The organism is Paenibacillus germinis, from assembly GCF_013141785.1.
In the GTDB taxonomy this organism is placed as follows: Bacteria; Bacillota; Bacilli; order Paenibacillales; family NBRC-103111; genus Paenibacillus_E; species Paenibacillus_E phytorum.
This window is the reverse complement of record NZ_WHOC01000089.1, coordinates 99,805-118,982: the sequence shown is the minus strand read 5'-3', so window position 1 is coordinate 118,982 and position 19,178 is coordinate 99,805. Positions and strand designations below refer to the sequence as shown.

The 19,178-nt window shown below is 44.1% G+C and carries 17 protein-coding genes and 1 pseudogene; 16 read left to right on the top strand and 2 right to left on the bottom strand.

Translation table 11 applies throughout. The features are described from left to right. Positions 1 to 67 precede the first annotated feature (67 nt). The 10 genes from GC102_RS18330 to GC102_RS18285 all read left to right on the top strand — a co-directional run bounded on the left by GC102_RS18330 (position 68) and on the right by GC102_RS18285 (position 11,420). Positions 68 to 1,357 (top strand): NHL repeat-containing protein, encoded by a 1,290-nt coding sequence (locus GC102_RS18330; protein ID WP_171690816.1) that lies wholly within the window; start codon positions 68 to 70, stop codon positions 1,355 to 1,357. Beyond that, positions 1,339 to 3,369 carry an S-layer homology domain-containing protein gene (locus GC102_RS18325; RefSeq protein ID WP_171690815.1) on the top strand — a complete coding sequence of 677 codons (2,031 nt, stop codon included), beginning with the start codon at positions 1,339 to 1,341 and terminating at the stop codon, positions 3,367 to 3,369. The genes GC102_RS18330 and GC102_RS18325 overlap by 19 nt, the downstream gene beginning before the upstream one ends. 354 nt (positions 3,370 to 3,723) lie before the next feature. After that, a complete protein-coding gene (locus tag GC102_RS18320; RefSeq protein ID WP_171690814.1) occupies positions 3,724 to 4,104 on the top strand; it encodes a gamma-glutamylcyclotransferase family protein in 381 nt (126 codons plus the stop codon). An 88-nt stretch (positions 4,105 to 4,192) separates the two neighbouring features. Further along, positions 4,193 to 4,567, top strand: a complete 375-nt coding sequence (locus tag GC102_RS18315; protein WP_171690813.1) for a response regulator — start codon at positions 4,193 to 4,195, stop codon at positions 4,565 to 4,567. A gap of 51 nt (positions 4,568 to 4,618) precedes the next feature. Next, positions 4,619 to 6,376: a response regulator gene (locus GC102_RS18310; RefSeq protein WP_171690812.1), complete on the top strand. Its 1,758-nt coding sequence runs from the start codon at positions 4,619 to 4,621 to the stop codon at positions 6,374 to 6,376. Between the two features lie 151 nt (positions 6,377 to 6,527). Then, the gene (gene blaI, locus GC102_RS18305; protein WP_171690811.1) at positions 6,528 to 6,902 is read left to right on the top strand and encodes a penicillinase repressor BlaI; all 375 of its coding nucleotides are present in this window, start codon (positions 6,528 to 6,530) and stop codon (positions 6,900 to 6,902) included. 62 nt (positions 6,903 to 6,964) lie between these two features. Then, complete coding sequence (locus tag GC102_RS18300; RefSeq protein WP_171690810.1) at positions 6,965 to 8,368, top strand: M56 family metallopeptidase; 1,404 nt, start codon at positions 6,965 to 6,967, stop codon at positions 8,366 to 8,368. 264 nt (positions 8,369 to 8,632) lie between these two features. After that, entirely contained in the window at positions 8,633 to 10,264 is a 1,632-nt protein-coding gene (locus GC102_RS18295; protein ID WP_171690809.1) for a PAS domain-containing sensor histidine kinase, read from the top strand. Positions 10,265 to 10,380: 116 nt separating this feature from the next. After that, positions 10,381 to 10,839, top strand: a complete 459-nt coding sequence (locus GC102_RS18290; protein WP_171690808.1) for a MarR family winged helix-turn-helix transcriptional regulator — start codon at positions 10,381 to 10,383, stop codon at positions 10,837 to 10,839. A 242-nt stretch (positions 10,840 to 11,081) separates the two neighbouring features. After that, positions 11,082 to 11,420: a DoxX family protein gene (locus GC102_RS18285; protein WP_246320981.1), complete on the top strand. Its 339-nt coding sequence runs from the start codon at positions 11,082 to 11,084 to the stop codon at positions 11,418 to 11,420. A gap of 77 nt (positions 11,421 to 11,497) precedes the next feature. Here GC102_RS18285 and GC102_RS18280 read toward each other — a convergent pair whose 3' ends face one another. Further along, the gene (locus tag GC102_RS18280) at positions 11,498 to 12,379 is read right to left on the bottom strand and encodes a PhzF family protein (RefSeq protein ID WP_171690879.1); all 882 of its coding nucleotides are present in this window, start codon (positions 12,377 to 12,379) and stop codon (positions 11,498 to 11,500) included. 156 nt (positions 12,380 to 12,535) lie between these two features. Here GC102_RS18280 and nikR point away from each other — a divergent pair, with 156 nt between their 5' ends. Genes nikR through GC102_RS18260 form a run of 4 tightly spaced genes read left to right on the top strand, consistent with a single transcriptional unit; the run spans position 12,536 to position 15,338 of the window. Next, positions 12,536 to 12,991, top strand: coding sequence for a nickel-responsive transcriptional regulator NikR (nikR, locus tag GC102_RS18275; RefSeq protein ID WP_171690807.1), 456 nt, complete (start codon positions 12,536 to 12,538; stop codon positions 12,989 to 12,991). 51 nt (positions 12,992 to 13,042) lie between these two features. Continuing rightward, on the top strand, positions 13,043 to 13,447 hold the full coding sequence (locus GC102_RS18270) for a DUF2203 domain-containing protein (RefSeq protein ID WP_171690806.1): 405 nt from the start codon (positions 13,043 to 13,045) through the stop codon (positions 13,445 to 13,447). A gap of 12 nt (positions 13,448 to 13,459) precedes the next feature. Continuing rightward, on the top strand, positions 13,460 to 15,112 hold the full coding sequence (locus GC102_RS18265) for a copper resistance CopC/CopD family protein (RefSeq protein WP_171690805.1): 1,653 nt from the start codon (positions 13,460 to 13,462) through the stop codon (positions 15,110 to 15,112). 40 nt (positions 15,113 to 15,152) lie between these two features. Next, positions 15,153 to 15,338 carry a hypothetical protein gene (locus tag GC102_RS18260; protein WP_171690804.1) on the top strand — a complete coding sequence of 62 codons (186 nt, stop codon included), beginning with the start codon at positions 15,153 to 15,155 and terminating at the stop codon, positions 15,336 to 15,338. Between the two features lie 57 nt (positions 15,339 to 15,395). Here GC102_RS18260 and GC102_RS18255 read toward each other — a convergent pair whose 3' ends face one another. Next, positions 15,396 to 16,139 (bottom strand): SDR family oxidoreductase, encoded by a 744-nt coding sequence (locus GC102_RS18255; protein WP_171690803.1) that lies wholly within the window; start codon positions 16,137 to 16,139, stop codon positions 15,396 to 15,398. Positions 16,140 to 16,420: 281 nt separating this feature from the next. On the opposite strand from GC102_RS18255, the gene GC102_RS18250 reads away from it, so the two are divergent. Together GC102_RS18250 and GC102_RS18245 are read left to right on the top strand one after the other, a co-directional pair. Beyond that, a complete protein-coding gene (locus GC102_RS18250; protein ID WP_171690802.1) occupies positions 16,421 to 17,551 on the top strand; it encodes a GntR family transcriptional regulator in 1,131 nt (376 codons plus the stop codon). Positions 17,552 to 17,741: 190 nt separating this feature from the next. After that, positions 17,742 to 19,076 (top strand): annotated as a pseudogene (locus GC102_RS18245) (glycoside hydrolase family 125 protein). The last annotated feature ends 102 nt before the right edge of the window (positions 19,077 to 19,178 follow it).

The following is a 19,178-nucleotide window of genomic DNA, read 5'->3' as shown; positions in this document are numbered from 1 at the left end:
GGCTCTCGGTAGTGTTGGATACCAGAATATTACTATTGATTTATTATAGATGGGGAGTGAGAGGAAAATGAATCGAAAAGTAAAGCAGACTAATCATAACTTATTAAGTTTCCTGCTGGGAACGCTGATTTTTTTGTCAGGCGTACCCAATATGGGCGCGCCAATGGTTGTCCAAGCGGCGGCTGAACAATGGGTCGATGTAGGCTCCGCTGGTGTTACGCAATCTAGTGGAGGTAATACAATGATAACCATCGACAGCAGAGGCACGCCCTATGTTGCGTTTAGTTATGGGGGTAATCCAGCCGTCAAGAAATATAACGGAAGCGCGTGGGTGAATGTAGGCTCCCTCGGTTTTGGTGGTTCAATTAATATAAGTATAGCCATCGACAGCAGCGACACGCCCTATGTTGCGTTTGCGGATGGGGGTTACAGCGAAAAAGTAACCGTCAAGAAATATAACGGAAGCTCGTGGGTAAATGTAGGATCCGCCGGTTTTTCGGCAGGTGTTGCAAATTATACTAGTATAGCCATCGACAGCAGCGGCACGCCCTATGTTGTGTATAGTGATGGGGGTAATAGCAATAAAGCAACCGTCATGAAATATGACGGAAGCTCGTGGGTGAATGTAGGCTCCGCCGGTTTTACGGCAGGTGTTGCAAGTAATACAAGTATGGCCATCGACAACAGCGGCACGCCCTATGTTGTGTATTGGGACGCTGGTAATAGCTATAAAGCAACCGTCAAGAAATATAACGGAAGCGCGTGGGTGAATGTAGGCTCCGCCGGTGTTTCGGCAGGTAATGCAAATTTTACAAGGATAGCCATCGACAGCAGCGGCACACTCTATGTTGTGTTTAAGGATTATATGAACAGCGAAAAAGCAACCGTCATGAAATATAACGGAAGCTCATGGGTGAATGTAGGCTCCGCCGGTTTTTCGGCAGGTCCTGCAAACCAAATTAGTATAGTCATCGACAGCAGCAGCACACCCTATGTTGTGTATCAGGATTGGGGTAACAGTGGTAAAGCAACCGTCATGAAATATAACGGAAGCTCGTGGGTAAATGTAGGCTCCGTCGGTTTTTCGGCAGATCGCGCCGAGTCTACAAGTATAGCCATCGACAGTAGTGGCACGCCCTATGTTGTGTATTCGGATGTGGGTAACAACTATAAAGTACCCGTCAAGAAGCTTACAATGACATGTACGTTGACGTATGACGGCAACTTCGCTGCGTCCGGAAGCGCGCCGACGGACAGCACCAACTATCAGTCTGGAAAGACGGCCATGGTTCAGGACAACACGGGAGGCCTAGTGAAGACGGGTTACACGTTCGCGGGTTGGAACACTATGACTTAACCCCCATAGTGACAGTGAGCGGCGCGACCTACAGCTACACAGCAACGGGCCTGACGAACGGCACGACTTATTATTTCGCGGTAGAGTCGAACAACGCAAGAGGAAACAGCGGCTACTCCAACGAAGTCGTCGCAACACCTCAAGCCGCAATACCGAGCGCATCCAGTAATGCGAATCTGAGCAGCATGGCAGTATCAGGGCTAACGTTGAGTCCATCGTTTGATACGAGGACATTTTCCTACACAGCGAGCGTGGCGAATGGTGTAACGTTGGTGACAGTGACGCCAACAATATCGGATAGCAACGCGACAGTGAAGGTGAACAGAACGGCAGTGACGAGCGGACTATCTTCGGGGGCGATCAGCCTAAACGTGGGTATCAATCCGATCACCGTGGTAGTGACGGCTCAAGATGGAAAGACCACGCAAACCTACACCGTGATCGTGACTAGAGCAGAAGCGATAACGGCCAGTTCTACTGCACCGATTCAGGTGACGACTAAACCTGTATCCATTACCGTCCCTGCGAGCGTAACGAATGCCGAGATTGTGGTCGCAACAACAACGGCAGGATTGAACAAAGAAGCGACACTCCCGTTAGTGGAAGTGCAAGCGGCTACCACTCTGGGCAATGTGAGCGTAACGATTCCAGACGGAGCGAAAATTACAGCTCCCGCCAATTGGGACGGCGCGATCAAGCTGCCGCAAGTGCAAAGCAACAGCAGCGTAACGGTCAATAGCGGCAACGTGAGCGCCGTCATTGAAATCGGATCGACGGATGTATCGTTAACGTTCGATAAGGCGGTGCGATTGCTACTCCCGGACCAAAAGGGCAAACAGGTCGGTTTTGTACGAAATGGCGTATTTACCGAGATCACGGGGACGGTATCCACAGACACCCAAGCAGCGGCAGACAGCGAAATTGCCGCAGGCGGAGACAAAAAAAACACGGTGGGCAATGACCTAGTGGTTTGGACGAAACACTTTACCCAATTTGTCATCTATACGACGGGTACGACTACGGGCACAACCGTAACCAGTGGCGGCGGTGCCGCGACCAACTCCGCAACGATTGCGGCCGCCAACGGCGGAACGGTAACGTTGAACGGAGCTACCATCGAAGTTCCAGCCGGAGCGATGGCTAGCAACATTCAAGTTACGGTAGATAAAGTGAACGATACCTCGATCCTGCCCGAAGAGAACGCTTTGCAATTGGTCAGCGAGGTGTACGAGATTAAGAAAGACAAGGTTGGCGACTTTAGCAAGCCGGTCGTTATTACACTACCTTTCGACAAGACGAAGGTGGACTTTACGAAGTCGACGGCAGGCGTATATTGGCTGAACGAACAAACCCATAAATGGGTGCCACTCGACAGCCCGAAAGTCGATGAAGCGAACGGGACGGCATCCGGATCGGTGAGCCATTTTACGAAATTCGCCGTTCTGGCATCGGATAAAGCGAAGATCGCGCAGCCGCAAACGAACGAAGCGGACTTTGCCGATATCAAAGGACATTGGTCCGAAGCGAACGTGCGGGAACTGGTGAAGCTGGGCGCGATTAACGGCTATGCGGACAATACGTTTAAGCCGAATGCGAACATCACAAGAGCGGAATTCGTGACTGTCATCGTCAAAGCATTCCATCTTGGGGCGCAAGAAGGCAAAACCTTTGCCGATACAGAAAACCACTGGGCCAAGAGCGCGATTGCAACTGCCGCAGCGGCAGGCATTGTTGCCGGGTATAACGACAACAGTTTCGGGCCGGACGATCTCATTACCCGCGAGCAAATGGCGGCGATCGTCGTTCGCGCCGCCAAGCTGGCTGCGACGGACAAGAGCGTCAACTTCCCGGACAGCGCTAATATATCCGACTGGGCGCGTACGGCTCTTGCAACGGCGACAGCCAAGGGCTTGATCAACGGTTATGGAGACGGCACAGTGAAACCGAAAGTGAACACGACCCGCGCCGAAGCGGTCACGGTCATTCTCAGAGCTTTACAAGCGAAACCGTAATGCTTCTGATGCGGGGCTGCTGCTGTTGAGCGCCAAACTGATCGGCAGCAAAAATTTCAGATAAACGCATGGAAAAGGGACTATTCGCAGGCATAATGATTGCCGGAGGATAGTCCCTTTTTTTGCTATAAATCAAAAGTTCTTATTGCTATTTTTTATTTTAGTAAGAAAAGACGTGCGTGGACATTATGCAAATCTTTGAAAAGTGTGGGTGCAAACCTAGCCTTAATGAGACATACTGTCATGTAGTATGTCTTTTGTGCACTTGATAGAAGGGATGTTTTCATGTCTCAGCGAATTAATGGAATTAAATGTGAAACATCTGAATTCATCGGTTAGGTAGGAGGAGTCATTATGATTTCCGTATTCGTTTACGGAACATTGCTTGCGGGAGAGAGTAATCATCATGTTGCTGCACCTTTTTTAATCTCCGTACAACCGGGTTCGATATTTGGTCGTCTATATGATGTAGGCCCATATCCAGCTCTTACTCTTACTGAAGGGGATCATAAAGTGATTGGCGAGTGGTTCGAAGTAACAGAGGAAGGGCTGCAAGCGATGGATATTCTGGAGGGGTACAACGGTCCCGGTGCCTCAAATGAGTATGAAAGAGTGTGGGTCAGCGATGTTAATGGCTTGCGTGAAGGCTGGGCTTATATCTGGGAAACCATTAGCGGGCTCAAAGAGATTAATAGCTCCTCATGGAGAGCCTACTCAGCCCAAAAAAACAAGTGAAAAGTTCGGTTTATTTCGACAAATTTCTATCCTGCCAGAATGCATGATGTTATAATTAAGTTAATCTATTTAGGTTGAGGAGAACGCCATGTCTGTTTATAAAATATTACTTGCAGATGACGAAATCGCGCTGCGTTTTCTGCTTACTGAAACTCTTTCTGATGAAGGTTATGCCATCTCGGAAGCTGAAGATGGTCAACAAGCGATGGAGCAATTGCAAAAAGAAACCTACGATCTTATCATACTTGACTATATGATGCCGGAGCGGACGGGTGTTGAAGTCTGTGAATGGCTGCGACATAGCGATAATGCCAATCGGGATATACCGGTTATTTTACTGACAGCTAAAGCCTTAGAGAAGGACAAAGAAAAAGCCAAAGCAGCAGGCGTAACAACCTATATTGTTAAACCATTCAGCCCTCTTCAATTAATTGATACGGTCGGACAATTATTACAACGTTAATTCGAACTATATAGAGATTATTTTATATATAAAAAAGGGTGATTGGCTGTCATGAGTAATACGAATCTAGAGGGGTTGAAGGACTCCAAGTCAGTATCGGATAGAGATGCAAGAATTCTTAGACAAGGAAGAAAGCTGTTTATTCGTGAATTTGAAAAGCAGCTTAAACAGCTTGACTTGCTGCTTGATACGATCCAGATGGCGGCTGTAGCTGATGATTTAAAACAGTTTTATCGCATTGTACATACGCTTAAAGGCAGTGCGCCTATTTTTGGTTATGTCCGGATCGGTAAGCTGGCTGAGGATATGGTTCGAGCCTGGGAGTGGACGCAATCCATGGATATTGACGGAGAAGAGTTGCTCATGGCGATCAATCCGATTATTGAAAGCTCAGAACGCAGTATTCATTCACTTCGAGAAATGAATATGGAATATGAAATCAGTGTGACGGAAATCCAGATGGATGAACAGCAGGATCCTGGAGGAGGCTCTCTGCTTGGGTCCATGAAAAGTCGATTGCTGCTTGTGGATGATGACGAGGTGCTGCGCAATTATTTGACCCGTCGACTTCAACTCGATGATTGTATTGTTGATGAAGCAGCCGATGTGGAGAGCGCCATGAAATTATTACGTGAACATACGTATGATTTAGTGACGCTGGATCTCATGATGCATCCTCAGTCTGGGTATGAACTCTTTGAATTTCTCAAAGAGGATCCGACATTGAAATGGTTACCGCTTATTGTATTGTCGGGACGTAACGATTTGAATGATAAAGTCCGCTGTTTTCACTTGGGAGCCGATGATTATGTGACGAAGCCATTTCAGTATGAGGAATTGGCCGCAAGAATCTATGGACTGCTCAAAAGGACCAAAAATTTCGAGCAGCTTGCCTTCCGTGATCCGCTGACCGGGGTGTTCAATCGCCGCTATTTCGATCTTCAGATTGGTATGGAATTACAGCGTATTGAGCGCTATCCGGCACCAATCTCACTTGTTTTTATAGATATTGATTGCTTTAAACGGATCAATGATAGTTATGGGCATCACGTGGGAGACTTGGTGCTCCAAGGCTTGGCTCATTTGCTGCAAGTGAACTTGCGTTCGACAGACCTGCTAGCACGTTTTGGCGGCGAAGAGTTTGTTATTGCCCTTCCGAATACTACGGTGGAACAGGCACTTGCAACTATGCAGTCCATACTTAATAAAGTTCGTTTAAATGCTGTTGCACAGTACGAGGGCCAAACCTTTTCGATCACCTTTTCAGCAGGTGTTGCAGAGTGGCATGAGGGGATGACGGTTGCGGAGTGGGTAGCTAAGGCTGACGATGCGATGTACCATGCTAAGCAACAAGGCAGGGATAGGATTGTTAGCGCTTTGGAAGAGGATGAAGAAACAGAGCATCGTAAGTTAGCGGCGAGTCCGCAAATTGACAAGAAAAATCTGCTCATCGTGGACGATGATCCGATTTTACGAGCGATTCTCACCTCACATTTGGAGCATTTACCGATTACTATTACTCATGCTTCAGATGGTGAAATCGCACTCGGCTTGCTGCATGACAATACCTATGATGCTTGTATTCTCGATGGCATGATGCCGAAGTTGGATGGGTTTTCATTGTTGTCGCAGATAAAGAAGGATCCGCGTCTAACCGTTCGGGACATGAAGGTACTTATGCTTTCAGGCAAGAAGAAGGAAGATGATCTAGCCAAAGGCTTTCAAATGGGAGCTGACGACTATATGACGAAGCCGTTCTCACTCGTTGAGTTGGAAGTTCGCGTGAGACAGTTAATGAATATAGTGTGATAAATAAAAAACTCAAAGCTGCTTCTGCTATTTATATGGCGAGCAGCTTTTTTCTCGTCAATTGAACTTGTATTTGACTTCTGTGGATTACAGTTGTAATATAACAATTGTATTACATATGTAATCCTCGAAAAAGTTAGGAGGTAAGCCTGTGAAAAGTGTTCCCCAAATATCCGATGCGGAATGGGAAGTAATGAAAGTTCTCTGGGCTAAGACACCATGTACGGCAAATGAAGTGATTGAAGCTTTAGAAGTCCGAACGGATTGGAAACCGAAAACAGTAAGAACGCTTTTAAACAGATTAGCCCAAAAACAAGCTATTTCGTATTCACAAGAAAACAGGGTGTATGCCTATTTTCCATTAGTATCCGAAGACGAATGTGTGAAATCAGAAACGCAATCCTTCCTGAAGAGAATTTATGGCGGTGCTTTTAAGCCGCTGCTTGTTAACTTTTTGAAGGAAGAACAGTTGTCAGCGGAAGATATTAAGGAATTGAAAAATATCCTTGATGACAAAACAAAATGATGGATTTGTGGTTTGCATCGTGCCAGCTGTTATCTCTTTGACATGGTGAAGGAAAGGGCAGGGTGAATGTGAAACGATTAACGGAACACCTTATTGATCTCTTTGATTGGGTTTGGTCTGTCTCGACTATGGCAAGTGTTTTGGTTGTGTTGATTGTAGTCATGCAGCACTTGCTAAGGCATCGCTTAAAACCAAGATGGCACTACTTGATGTGGCTGCTGGTTATTGTTCGATTAATTTTGCCGTGGGGCCCAGAGAGCGAATTCAGTATTTATAATTGGATCGGCTACACCGATGCCGTTCATTCGGCCGTGCAAGTTAATCAGGAAGAACTACTTACAAGAGCTGTTGTATCGGAATCTGCTGCCCAATCTATTTATCGGAATTTAGTTGTTGTATGGCTGGTAGGCGTGTGTTTTTTGGGGATATATACAATCCGGATCAACAGGAAATTTGCCCGAAAAATGAAAAATGAGACGGTTGCGATAACCGATGAAAGAATACTGGAGCTTTTCAATCAATGCAAAAAAATGATGTCGATACATAAACCCATTGCTCTCGTTGAATCATGCAATTTGGCAACACCAACCCTATTCGGTTTTGTAAAACCCCAATTGATTATGCCCAAAACCATTTTAAACAGCTTGAATGACGATCAATTACAGCATGTGTTCCTACATGAACTGGCTCATAGCAAACGTAATGATATTGGGGTCAATTGGTTCATGCATGCTTTGCTGATTATTCATTGGTTTAATCCAGTTCTTTGGTATGCTTATCGCCGAATGCGTGAAGACCAGGAAATCGCCAGTGATGCCCTCGCTCTCAGCTGCCTTACATCTGATAAAAGCCAGGACTATGGATATACGCTTATCAAATTGTTGGAAAATTTCTCGCAACCTGTTCAAACTGTTGGAAACGTAAATCTAGCTGGAAGCAAAATACAACTGCAAAGGAGAATTAAAATGATCAAACAATTTAAAACAAATTCATATCGTTTGTCGTTTCTTGGGATAGCAACCATCATCTTCATAAGTGGATGCGCGTTAACGAATCCTAAGGACAGTTCAACAGCTACCCCATTGCAAAGTTCGGCAGTTTCCGAAGAAAAAGTAAAACAGCAGGATTCTGTAGACTCAAATACAATAGTTTCCCAAGAGACGTCGAAAGTGGCCGTTTCCGTAGTACCGCAGGCAACTCCCTCGGATGAGAAGTCGAGAACGGCGACTTCCGAAGGCGTGCAGCCAACGGTGTCGGATGACAAGCCGAGAACGGCGCCGGTAAGTTCAGAGCCAAGAGTATTGGATGACAAGCCGAGAACGGCGCCGGTAAGTCCGGAGCCAAGAGTATTGGATGACAAGCCGAGAACGGCACCGGTAAGTCCGGAGCCAAGAGCAGTGCAAGACAAACCGAGAGTGGTGTCACCCGTAGGTCCACAACCAACGGCCGCGGCTGCCACTGACTAATCTAACTGTTTTTATAAAGATAGAAGATTTATTATGAAGAAGAGAACGACCAAATTTAAATAATTGTTAAGTGGAGGAGTTGCTAATTGGCGGCTCCTTTTTTTGTTTGCTAGAGGTCGAGGTCTTTTTCTATGTGGAATAAAAAACCGATAATCATTTCGAAAAATAAATGTTATAATCAGAAGCGTCTGTGTATAATGACGGCTAGTTAATTATCCATTGTGTTCAGTTAGAGTGAAAAAAGGAAGGTTAAGGAAGAATGATATGCATAATTGGTCAAAGGCACTAAATCTCAGAACTCCTTTTAAAATTTCTTTGGTCTATATGCTTGTTGGAAGTCTATGGATTATCCTGTCCGATAGAGTTATGGGCATTCTTAACTTATCTGGGGCAATCACTATTCATTCAACTAAGGGTCTATTTTATGTATTACTTACGGCATTGGTTCTATATTGGTGGGTAACACGTTTGAAGAAAGCCCTTACAGAAAGCGATGAACGATACCGAATACTTGTAGAACACTCACCAGAACCGTTAGTTGTTCATAGTAAAGGGAGAATAGTCTATATCAATCCGGCCGGTGCTGAGATATTTGGGGCAGCTAGCCCAGAGGAACTTATTGATTATCCAATAATGAATTTGGTGCATCCCGATTATATAGACATTGCGAAGGAACGAATTAGGCTGATCGAAGAAGAGAGGATTCCGACTGCTCCCACCCAGCAGAAATTTCTTCGTGTTGATCGTCAAGTTATTGATGTAGAGGTCAGAGCGGTACCTATTATTTACTTAGGTAAACCGGCAGTTCAGCTTATATGTAAGGATATCACTGAGCGTAAACGAGCCCAACGTTTGCTGGAAGAGAGAGAGCAGAGTTATAAGTCACTTGTTGAAAATAACCCCGATGCTATATTTGAATTAGATCTAAATGGACGAATACTTAATATGAATCCTGCTACTGAAAGGATTACGGGCTATCAGCAGGAAGAGCTGCTGAATCAATCCTTTTGTCATTTGATGGTAGGCGAAGATCACCTTAAAGCATCAAATCTGTTTGAAGCGTCGGCTAAAGGTGAATCAAACAACATCGAAGTCGCCATTACGAATAAACGAGGCTACGGTGTCGACTTAAATTTAAAGACGGTTCCTATTATCATAAATGATAGGATCGATGGTGTTTATGGCATTGCAAGAGACATAACCGAACGTAAAAGGACAGATGAGCTTCTGATTAAATCAGAAAAGCTATCGGTAGTGGGGCAGCTAGCCGCCGGAGTTGCTCACGAGATTCGAAATCCATTAACTTCTCTCAGAGGATTTGTCCAATTATTACAAACCAAAATGGATAATTATAATGAGTATTTTCAAATCATGTTGACTGAATTAGACCGAATTAATTATATCGTGAGCGAGTTTTTGGTTATTGCCAAGCCGCAGGCAGTGAGTTTTGAGATGAAGGATCTTCGTAAAATTCTTCATGATGTGATATCGCTGCTTGACACACAAGCAATTCTTAGCGATGTGCAAATTCATACGACGTTTGATTCAGACATTCCGTTAATCAATTGTGAAGAAAATCAATTAAAACAGGTCGTAATTAATATTCTTAAAAATGCGATTGAAGCGATGACAGAAGGCGGTACTATCGAAATTCTGATGAAGGTAGACGACAATAAAATCGTAATATGTTTTATTGATCAGGGGTGTGGAATTCCTGAGGAACGAATAGGGATGTTAGGAGAACCCTTTTATACGACAAAAGAAAAAGGGACTGGATTAGGATTAATGGTGAGTCAAAAAATCATTGAAGCCCATCACGGGAGTCTTCAAATAAAGAGCCAGATCAATATAGGAACAACGGTTGATCTTATTTTACCATTAGATCCGAATAGATAGGCTTGCGATAATGAACTCCTGAAGAGGAGTTTATTTTTTATAAAAAAAAGACGATGACTTGACAAATAAATTAGCCTAAAGTTAGCATAGTATTATTATCCAAAGGAGGAACGATCATGTACCAGGGAGACGAACAAAGCCAGATTGATTTAAGATTATTCCGAATCTGGAGTAGAGCTACTAAAGCTATAGCTGATAATACCAAACGAGATATCGAAAGTCATGGAATTAGTCCGGACCATTTTATGATTCTAGAGCTCCTCTATAACAAAGGACCTCATCCTATCCAAAGGATTAGTGAAATATTTAGTATTCCAAGCGGGAGTATTACCTATGTGGTAGATAAGCTTGAACAGAAAGATTATGTAAGACGACAATCAAGTCCTACCGATAGAAGAACCTCCAATGTCGCCCTTACTGAGAAGGGGGAAAACTTATTTAATGAGATTTTCCCGAAACATGTAGCCGTTATATCTGAGAATTTCTCCTTTATAAGCAATGAAGATAAACTTCAGATGATCGATCTATTTAAGAAACTGGGGTTTGGAGCACAAGAACTCAGTAAGGATAGTTAAGAAAATTACGGATATCCGCTAAAACCTAAAAGGGCCGTCAGGGTGATCTTCCCTGACGGTTTTTCTTATTTGGGTGGAATCAACTTCACCAGATTTTAGTGGAACATAGATTCTTTATTTTGTTTAGGCATCTTGTTGAAAATGGTTGACAAATAATTATCCTAATGTTAGTGTATATTATAATAATATTAGGATATATAATCATAGTTTATTTATGATTAGGTGAAAAAGGGGAGAGTTAGATGAATATGGTATCTATTATTATTCAAATCATTTTAGCACTTGGGTTTCTGATGTTTGGAGCCTCTAAGCTCGGTTCAAAGCAAATGGTGGATGAATTTACTCGTTACGGGATGCCTCTGTGGTTTAGGGTAATCACTGGCTTGCTCGAAATTGCCGGTGCCTCACTCCTGATTGCAGGATTTTGGAACCACAGTCTTATTGCAATTGGCGGATTGTTGTTGGCTGTTATTATGGCTGGAGCTGTCATAACGCATCTACGTATTAAGGATCCTATATCTAAAATAGGTATGCCTATTATTTTATTAATCCTTACGTTGGTTATCGTATTCATAAATTGATAAGTATTGCTGTAATATTCGAAATAATAAATGCCGGGTCCTATTCAATAGGATCCGGCATTTTATTGTTACTTTGCTTATACCCACTCGCCTTTTGCTGTATAGATGGTTTTACCGCCGATCTGAATAGAGATGAGATCATCCTTCTGAGATGCCCGATGATACAGAATGGAAGGACGCATGATCTCAAAGCCTTGCTCAACGCTGATATCGATGGACTCATTGCCGAAATAGCGATATTTGACTAAGTATCCAGCCAAATCGCCATTGGCACTACCGGTAGCTGGATCTTCGGGAGCACCATAATAGTCACCGAACACCCTTGCATTTAAAGAGTTACCAGCCTGATAAGTCTCTGGACAAAAGACTAAAATCATTTTAGCTGAAAGCGGCTCAATGAGTTGGAAATATAGATCACGATTCACCTTACAGCGCTGAACGTCTTTCAAGCTTTTTAGAGGGACAATAAGGGCTGGCAGGCCAGTGGAAACCTCTTGAATGGGATACCGCGGATCAATGGACGATGCTGGAATTCCTAAAACAGCTGCGATCGAATCTAGATCGATAATTTCTCCAAATATCGGCGGCTTCTGCTGCATCCAAGCCATGCCGGGATTCTTTTCATCAAAAGTGACCGGTATTTGACCGATTTTTAAGTTAAGCACAATTTGCTGGACTGGGTGTCCTATGATATCTTTTTGAATGATGTACGCTGACCCCAAAGTTGGATGTCCAGCGAATTCAACCTCTTCTTTCGGGGTGAAGATACGCACATCATATCCACCATTAACAGGCTCTTCAGACAAGATAAAGGTTGTTTCGGAGAAGTTCATCTCACGAGTAATGGCCAGCATCTCCTCTGTGGATAGGTGGGCAGCATGACGAAAAACGGCGAGCTGATTGCCTTCATATTTATGCTCGGCAAATACATCAACGATCGAAAAAGATAATGGCTGTATAGACATGATTCCCACTCCTATGAATGAAATTATAGATGAATACACCTTACCATATTGTGTTTAATTTGCGAATTCGCTCCGGGTAAGGTTTGCGACAGAGCTGCTTTCTGCTAGAGTAAGGGTATAGGAAATGTTACACGAAAAGGAGTGGGGCGGATGTCTGACAAAGAAAATCTGGTGCGCTTCGGTATCTCCATGCCGCAATCTCTCATAGAGCAATATGACCGGCTCATTGCCTTGCAGGGCTATGATAATCGATCTGAAGCCATACGTGATCTTACGCGCAAAGCGCTGTTAACGTCTAGCAGCATGCAGCTGGACGAAACCGTAGCTGGAACGATTGTGATGGTGTACGACCATCATATTCGCGATTTGCCGATTACATTGATGGATCTTCAACATGATTATCACCATGCGATTATTTCAACGATGCATATCCATTTAAACCATCAGCAATGCTTGGAAATATTAGTTGTTCGCGGTAAGGTACAAAAGCTTAGAGAGCTTCAACAGCGGATTCAAGTACTCAAAGGTGTAGGATATGCGGAGTTATCTGTCACTCATGTGGACGAGCAGGGGCACTCGCATGAGCATCCTCATTCTCATTTGTAGAATTCGTAGTTGTCATGTTTTTTTGTTAAAATTAGGGCACGGAGGTGCGATATGTCGGTTAAAAAATGGTTCAGTTTAGAAGAGGCAAATGAAATGCTACCGTTTGTTGATCAGGAATTGAAGAAAATGCAAGCATTGAAGCACAATTTTGAGGAAAAATATGCAGAGCTCCGTATAAAGAAAAACGAGCATGCAGAGAAACCCGGCGCTGAGAAGGATCCGTTTTTCGTCCTGGAAGCAGAGCTGGAATTCCTTCAAATCGAAGCGCGCGGGCTTATTCAAAATTTTCAGCTTACGGGTGTGGAACTCAAGGATATTGATACAGGTCTTGTTGATTTTCCGGCGTTGATGGAAGGACAAGAAGTACTGCTTTGTTGGAAACAAGGAGAGGATAGAATTCGTTTTTACCATGGCAATCAGGATGGTTTTGCTGGACGTAAACCGATTTCGGAATAGAGGAAACTTACGATGCAAAGATCTTTACGATACACGGCCAAACGTTTTTTGTTCATGCCTTCATTGTTTGTATGCATGCTCGCTTTAATTCTCTTGAGTGCAGTTGTTGTTCCTCAGACAGCCTCTGCTCATGCGTCATTAGTTCAGGCACAACCTGAATCGGGCACCAAGCTTGAAAACTCACCGCCTCAAGTAGCCGTTACTTTTAATGAACAGTTAGATGCAGGACTCTTCTATATCAAAGTGTTGGATCATAATGGTGACGAGATTACGAGTAATAAAGCATATATGAACAAAGAGCAGACGGGTATAATTCTTGATCTGCCGAAGTTAACTGAGGGCTTTTATTTGATCAGCTATCACGTCATTTCCGCAGACGGACACCCTGTTGCAGGGAGTTATCCGATAACGATTGGCAATCCACCGCAAGAAGAAGCTCTCGATCTGCCTTCTGTATATGGTGGGCACGATCATGGGACGGGTCAGTTGACAACGAAAGATATCCTGCAATATGCGTCTCGCGGATTTTGGTATTTGATGATTTTGGCGTTGACTGGATGGGTAATCTGGTTAAGGTTATTGGGAGCTAGAAGGGCAGAGACTCGGAAATCACTTTCAGCTTGGACTCTCAATCTCCAGCGTGCACAATTAGTGGCCTTATTGCTGCTCATTTTCACACACATCGAAGATCTGCTTGGTGGCGGTGGGGTGGAGGAGATTTGGAAACTATTTAGTGCAACCAGTATCGGTATTTCCTGGGCGCTTATGCTAGTACTATCCTTCCTTGGATTTGTACTTATAGGTAGGGCAAAGTGGCTAGATTTATTATGGCCTTTAAGTTTCCTAGCGGTGAAAAGCTTTAGCGGTCACGCGGCTTCATTCACTCCCTTATGGGCAACAATTGGGCTAGATTTTATTCACTTGGTCGGCGCGGCATGTTGGGTAGGGGGCTTGGTGCTGCTTTATGCGAAATGGCGTCAGAAAAGTGATGATGTCAGTGCCTATATGCAGCAATTTTCTAAAATGGCTTTGGTCTCCATCCTTGTACTTACCCTAACCGGATCTTTATCCGTCTTATTGTTCCTGCCGAACTTACGTTACTTGCTTTACACTTCGTGGGGAATATTGATGCTTGTGAAAATTGGTGCTGTTGCACTTGTTGTACTCATTGGTTTTATTATTCGGCTCAATTTACGCAAACAGAAGGCCAAACAATCTGTTATCTGGGTAAAGATTGATCTAACCTTTATGGTCATAATCGTGCTGCTGGTAGGGCTCATCACTTATATGGCGCCAATTCCTGTCAACGAGCCGCTAGCGTGGCATCAGATGGGTGAAAAGGTCCATGTATCTGCTGATATTACACCTAAAGTTCAGGGAACCAATACCTTTGTGGCGAAAGTATGGCTTCCAGAAAAAGCTGGGAAACCGAAGCAAGTGCTCATGCTGCTTCATTATTTAGACGATAAAGAAATGGCGCCTATTTCTGTGCCAATAACCATGTTCGAAGATAGCACACAAGAAGAATCTTACGGCTTTGTGAAATTCAGCTACAAAGCGCAGGGGGCTTACCTGCCGTTCCGAGGCAATTGGGAATTAGAGATGCGTGTTATGGATGCCGATGATAATGAAACGGTGTACAACAAAGAATTCATGGTGTATTAACATGGTTTGAATATATGATGGTTGAAAGTGGGTGGCGATAATGGCATGGATTCAAGTGCTCGATAAAGAAAATTTGTCGGTCAAATTTGATAACAAGGATGAAGTGGCATTGCTGGAGATTAACGATGGCGGCATCTCGCCTAATTATGTAACCATTCGTTTAAATGAAACGGAGATTGATGATCTGATCGAGGCTTTACAACGAATTAAACAAGCCATTCAATAGTGATGGTTTGTGTAGGAGAAGGGGCACATTGTGCCCCTTTTTTGCGTTGACTCCCGTTTAGATAAACCCGCCATTGGCGCGAATCGTTTGACCCGTAATCCATTGGGACTCTTCACTTGCCAAGAATAAGACAACGCCTGAAATATCGTCAGGCTCACCGATTCGCCCGAAAGCGTTCATTTTGCGCATACCTTCAATTTGCTCTTCCGTTTTACCCGCAGTAAAAAGTTCTGTATTAACTGGACCGGGAGCTACTGCGTTAATCGTAATGCCTTTCGGGCCAAATTCCTTCGCGAGTTGGCGAGTGAACTGTTCAACAGCTCCTTTGGTGCCGGCATAAACGCTGTAAGTCGGGAACATACTACCGAGGACAGAAGTTGAGAAGTTAATGATTCGGCCATTATTACTCAAATATTTGGCTGCTTGTTGGCAAGCAAAGAAGGTACCTTTGACATTGACATTAAACTGCTTGTCGAAATCTTCTTCTGTGATGTTAGCTATAGGTTTAGTGATCAAGAGGCCTGCGTTATTAACAAGAATATCAACCTTACCATAGGCTTCAATCGTTTTCTGGAACATCAGTTCAATGTCCGATATGCGGCTAATATCAGCGTGAATGGCTGTTGCGATACCACCATTCTGTTCAATCCCATGAACGACCTCTGCAGCTTTCGCTGGATTACTGGCGTAGTTTACAACAACCTTGGCTCCATTTCGAGCCAACTCCTCTGCGATCTCACGACCCATTCCTCTAGATGCTCCTGTGACTAACGCTACTTTACCTTCTAATTTCTTCTCCATTGTAATTCCTCCTCATATTGGGTCATACAGATCCGTTGATTCAAACTTGATTGATATTGATTTGATTATAACAGGTTAAAAACAAAATTCAAGTGACAATATTATATTTTTGTCATTACGTTAGATGTTACTGCCCATAAATAGGATTGGATGATAGTATTCCATCAAGTCATCTTAGAGATAGTAGCTTAGCTTCGGACTCTATCCAAAAAACGTATATCATGATATATTAATGGTATTGTATGATATAACATTTGGTTGGGTGCAGGGGGTAGGTAGCATTGTCAACGGATTCGAGACCGATTTACGAGCGAATATTCGAAACGCTGCGTGAAGAAATTATACAACGTAAATATAACGTTGGAGACCGCGTTCCTTCAGAGAAGGAACTGGCGGATGAATATAACGTGAGCCGTATTACGAGTAAGAAGGCGCTGGAAATGCTGGCAGAAGAACGTCTCATCGTGCGAAAGCCGGGGAGAGGCTCCTTTGTCATGGAAGGAGGGGGGATTCAATCTGAAGGACCATCTACGGGTGAGAGAACCAAGCATACGTTGATTGGCCTAGTCATAACGGATTTCGGCAATACCTTCGGTACGGAGATGATTTATGGCATGGAGCAGGCTTCCGCTGAGCACGATAGCTTCCTAGTACTGCGCAGATCGTTTGGAGTGCCTGAGAATGAAGTAAAAGCTATTCGATCGTTTCTTGAATTAGGCGTAGATGGCATTATTGTGTTTCCTGCACAAGGGGAGTTCTATAATGATGAACTTCTTAAGTTGGTCATACAGCAATTTCCTTTAGTTCTCGTTGACCGTCATCTCAAAGGGGTAGCCGCGGCTTCGATTAGTACAGATAACATAACCGCTGCTCGCACGGGTGCTGACTATTTACTTGATTTGGGGCATAAGCAGATTTGCTTACTTACGCCGCCGCCTATGGATACAACAGCTATTGAGGACCGTATTGAAGGCTTCGTCCGAGCTCATGCGGAACGAGGGGTCATGGTTGACCGGTCACTTTGGTTAGATGAAATTACCTCAACGCTGCCAAATTCATTTCATTCACCTAATATTGATAAAGATATCCATATGATTAGTGAGCACCTGCGAAGCAATCCGCAAATTACCGCCTTGTTCGCTATGGAATATAACATTGCACTATTAGCTAAGGCTGCTGTGGAACAAATGGGACTTCAGATACCTGAGGATATATCAATTATTTGTTTTGATAGCCCTCCTACGACGCTTGGCAGCGGCTATCGCTTTACCCATCTGATCCAAGCGGAAGACGAAATTGGCAAGCTTGCTGTAGAGAATGTGTTAAAGCTGAAGCGAGGCGAGAAGGTGGCCAATAAAATAAGTCTGGACGCCAAACTAATCATTGGGGAGTCAACAGGACCCTCCAAATGACACGGTGGATACATCATCATGGATATCAAAACTTGAGACTGCTAATCTAGTAGTCTCTTTTTGATTGGTATATAAAACGATTTAAATGATATGTAAATAGTATGATAAATATATATTGACATACTGTGTGTATACCAATATAATCGTAAATGTAAGCGGTTTATTATCGGAATAGAGAGGAGCGAACGCGATGACGAATGAGGCTAAGTTACCTGCATCGATGAGTAAACTCATTGAGCAAGTAAGTGACGAATTACTGAAGGAACAACGGCCGAAATTAGCTGCCATGTTCCGCGATTGCTTCTCCAACACGTATCAAACAACGATTCAAAGACTAGAGGACGGATCAACTTTCGTAATCACCGGTGATATACCAGCCATGTGGCTCCGTGACTCATCGGCTCAGGTTCGAGCTTATCTGCTTCTGGCGAATGAGGATTCCAGCTTGGCGGATATGATTGAAGGCGTGGTTAAGCGGTAAATGCAATATATACAACTTGATCCGTATGCCAATGCATTTAATATGGACCCAACCAGTGCAGGGCATCAGCAGGACTTGACCCAAATGAGCCCATGGATCTGGGAGCGCAAATACGAAATCGATTCGCTATGTTATCCTATTCAGCTCAGTTATTTACTTTGGAAAGCAACAGGGAGAATCACACATTTCAATGATGCCTATCGATCTGCTGTTCGTGCGATCCTTCATCTTTGGCGGGTTGAACAAGAACATGAGACGAAGTCTCCTTATCGCTTCCAACGATTGAATTGTCCTCCGACAGACACGTTAACGAGTGATGGAAAGGGCAGTCCAGTAGGCTATACAGGAATGACATGGTCAGGTTTCCGCCCTAGCGACGATGCTTGTTCGTACGGATATTTGATTCCCGCAAATATGTTTGCCGTTGTGGTGCTCGGTTATATCGCTGAAATCGCAGAGCAGGTATGGCAGGATGCCAGTCTTAGCCGTGAATCGCTTAAGCTGGCCGCTGAAATTAAACAGGGAATAGAAGCTTTCGGAACGATTGAGCATCCCAAGCTCGGTACGATGTTTGCCTATGAGACGGACGGACTTGGCAACTTCAATCTAATGGATGATGCCAACGTGCCCAGCTTGCTCTCGATTCCATACTTGGGATATGTCGCCGAATCCGATCCCATTTATCAGCATACACGCAGCTTTATACTTAGTGATGAAAACCCTTACTTTTATAAGGGAAAGACAGCTCAGGGAATCGGCAGTCCGCATACGCCGGATCGTTATATTTGGCATATTTCGCTTGCGGTTCAAGGTCTTACTGCTTCAAGCCGGGAGGAAAAGCTGCGTATCCTTGATTTATTGGCTGACACCGATGCAGGAACGGGTCTGATGCATGAGGGGTTCCACGTAGACGATCCGTCGCAATATACGCGGCCATGGTTTTCTTGGGCAAACTCCATGTTCAGTGAGTTGGTATTAGACGCGTGTGGCCTATCGATTAAGAAGCTGCTGAAAGATCGCGTGAACGCATCGCACTCATCTTAGGTTATACAGGGGGTGGAACCCCTTTTAACAGTAGATAAGAAAGTATAAGTTTTATACTTTTGCTTCGCATCTACCTTGACAAACGCACTCGTCCCTGAAGGA

Excerpts from the sequence above, each read along its gene's own strand:
- GC102_RS18330 (WP_171690816.1), top strand. The coding sequence starts at position 68 with ATGAATCGAAAAGTAAAGCAGACTAATCATAACTTATTAAGTTTCCTG.
- GC102_RS18320 (WP_171690814.1), top strand. The coding sequence starts at position 3,724 with ATGATTTCCGTATTCGTTTACGGAACATTGCTTGCGGGAGAGAGTAAT.
- GC102_RS18315 (WP_171690813.1), top strand. The coding sequence starts at position 4,193 with ATGTCTGTTTATAAAATATTACTTGCAGATGACGAAATCGCGCTGCGT.
- GC102_RS18310 (WP_171690812.1), top strand. The coding sequence starts at position 4,619 with ATGAGTAATACGAATCTAGAGGGGTTGAAGGACTCCAAGTCAGTATCG.
- GC102_RS18295 (WP_171690809.1), top strand. The coding sequence starts at position 8,633 with ATGCATAATTGGTCAAAGGCACTAAATCTCAGAACTCCTTTTAAAATT.
- GC102_RS18290 (WP_171690808.1), top strand. The coding sequence starts at position 10,381 with ATGTACCAGGGAGACGAACAAAGCCAGATTGATTTAAGATTATTCCGA.
- GC102_RS18285 (WP_246320981.1), top strand. The coding sequence starts at position 11,082 with ATGAATATGGTATCTATTATTATTCAAATCATTTTAGCACTTGGGTTT.
- nikR (WP_171690807.1), top strand. The coding sequence starts at position 12,536 with ATGTCTGACAAAGAAAATCTGGTGCGCTTCGGTATCTCCATGCCGCAA.
- GC102_RS18270 (WP_171690806.1), top strand. The coding sequence starts at position 13,043 with ATGTCGGTTAAAAAATGGTTCAGTTTAGAAGAGGCAAATGAAATGCTA.
- GC102_RS18265 (WP_171690805.1), top strand. The coding sequence starts at position 13,460 with ATGCAAAGATCTTTACGATACACGGCCAAACGTTTTTTGTTCATGCCT.
- GC102_RS18260 (WP_171690804.1), top strand. The coding sequence starts at position 15,153 with ATGGCATGGATTCAAGTGCTCGATAAAGAAAATTTGTCGGTCAAATTT.
- GC102_RS18255 (WP_171690803.1), bottom strand. The coding sequence starts at position 16,139 with ATGGAGAAGAAATTAGAAGGTAAAGTAGCGTTAGTCACAGGAGCATCT.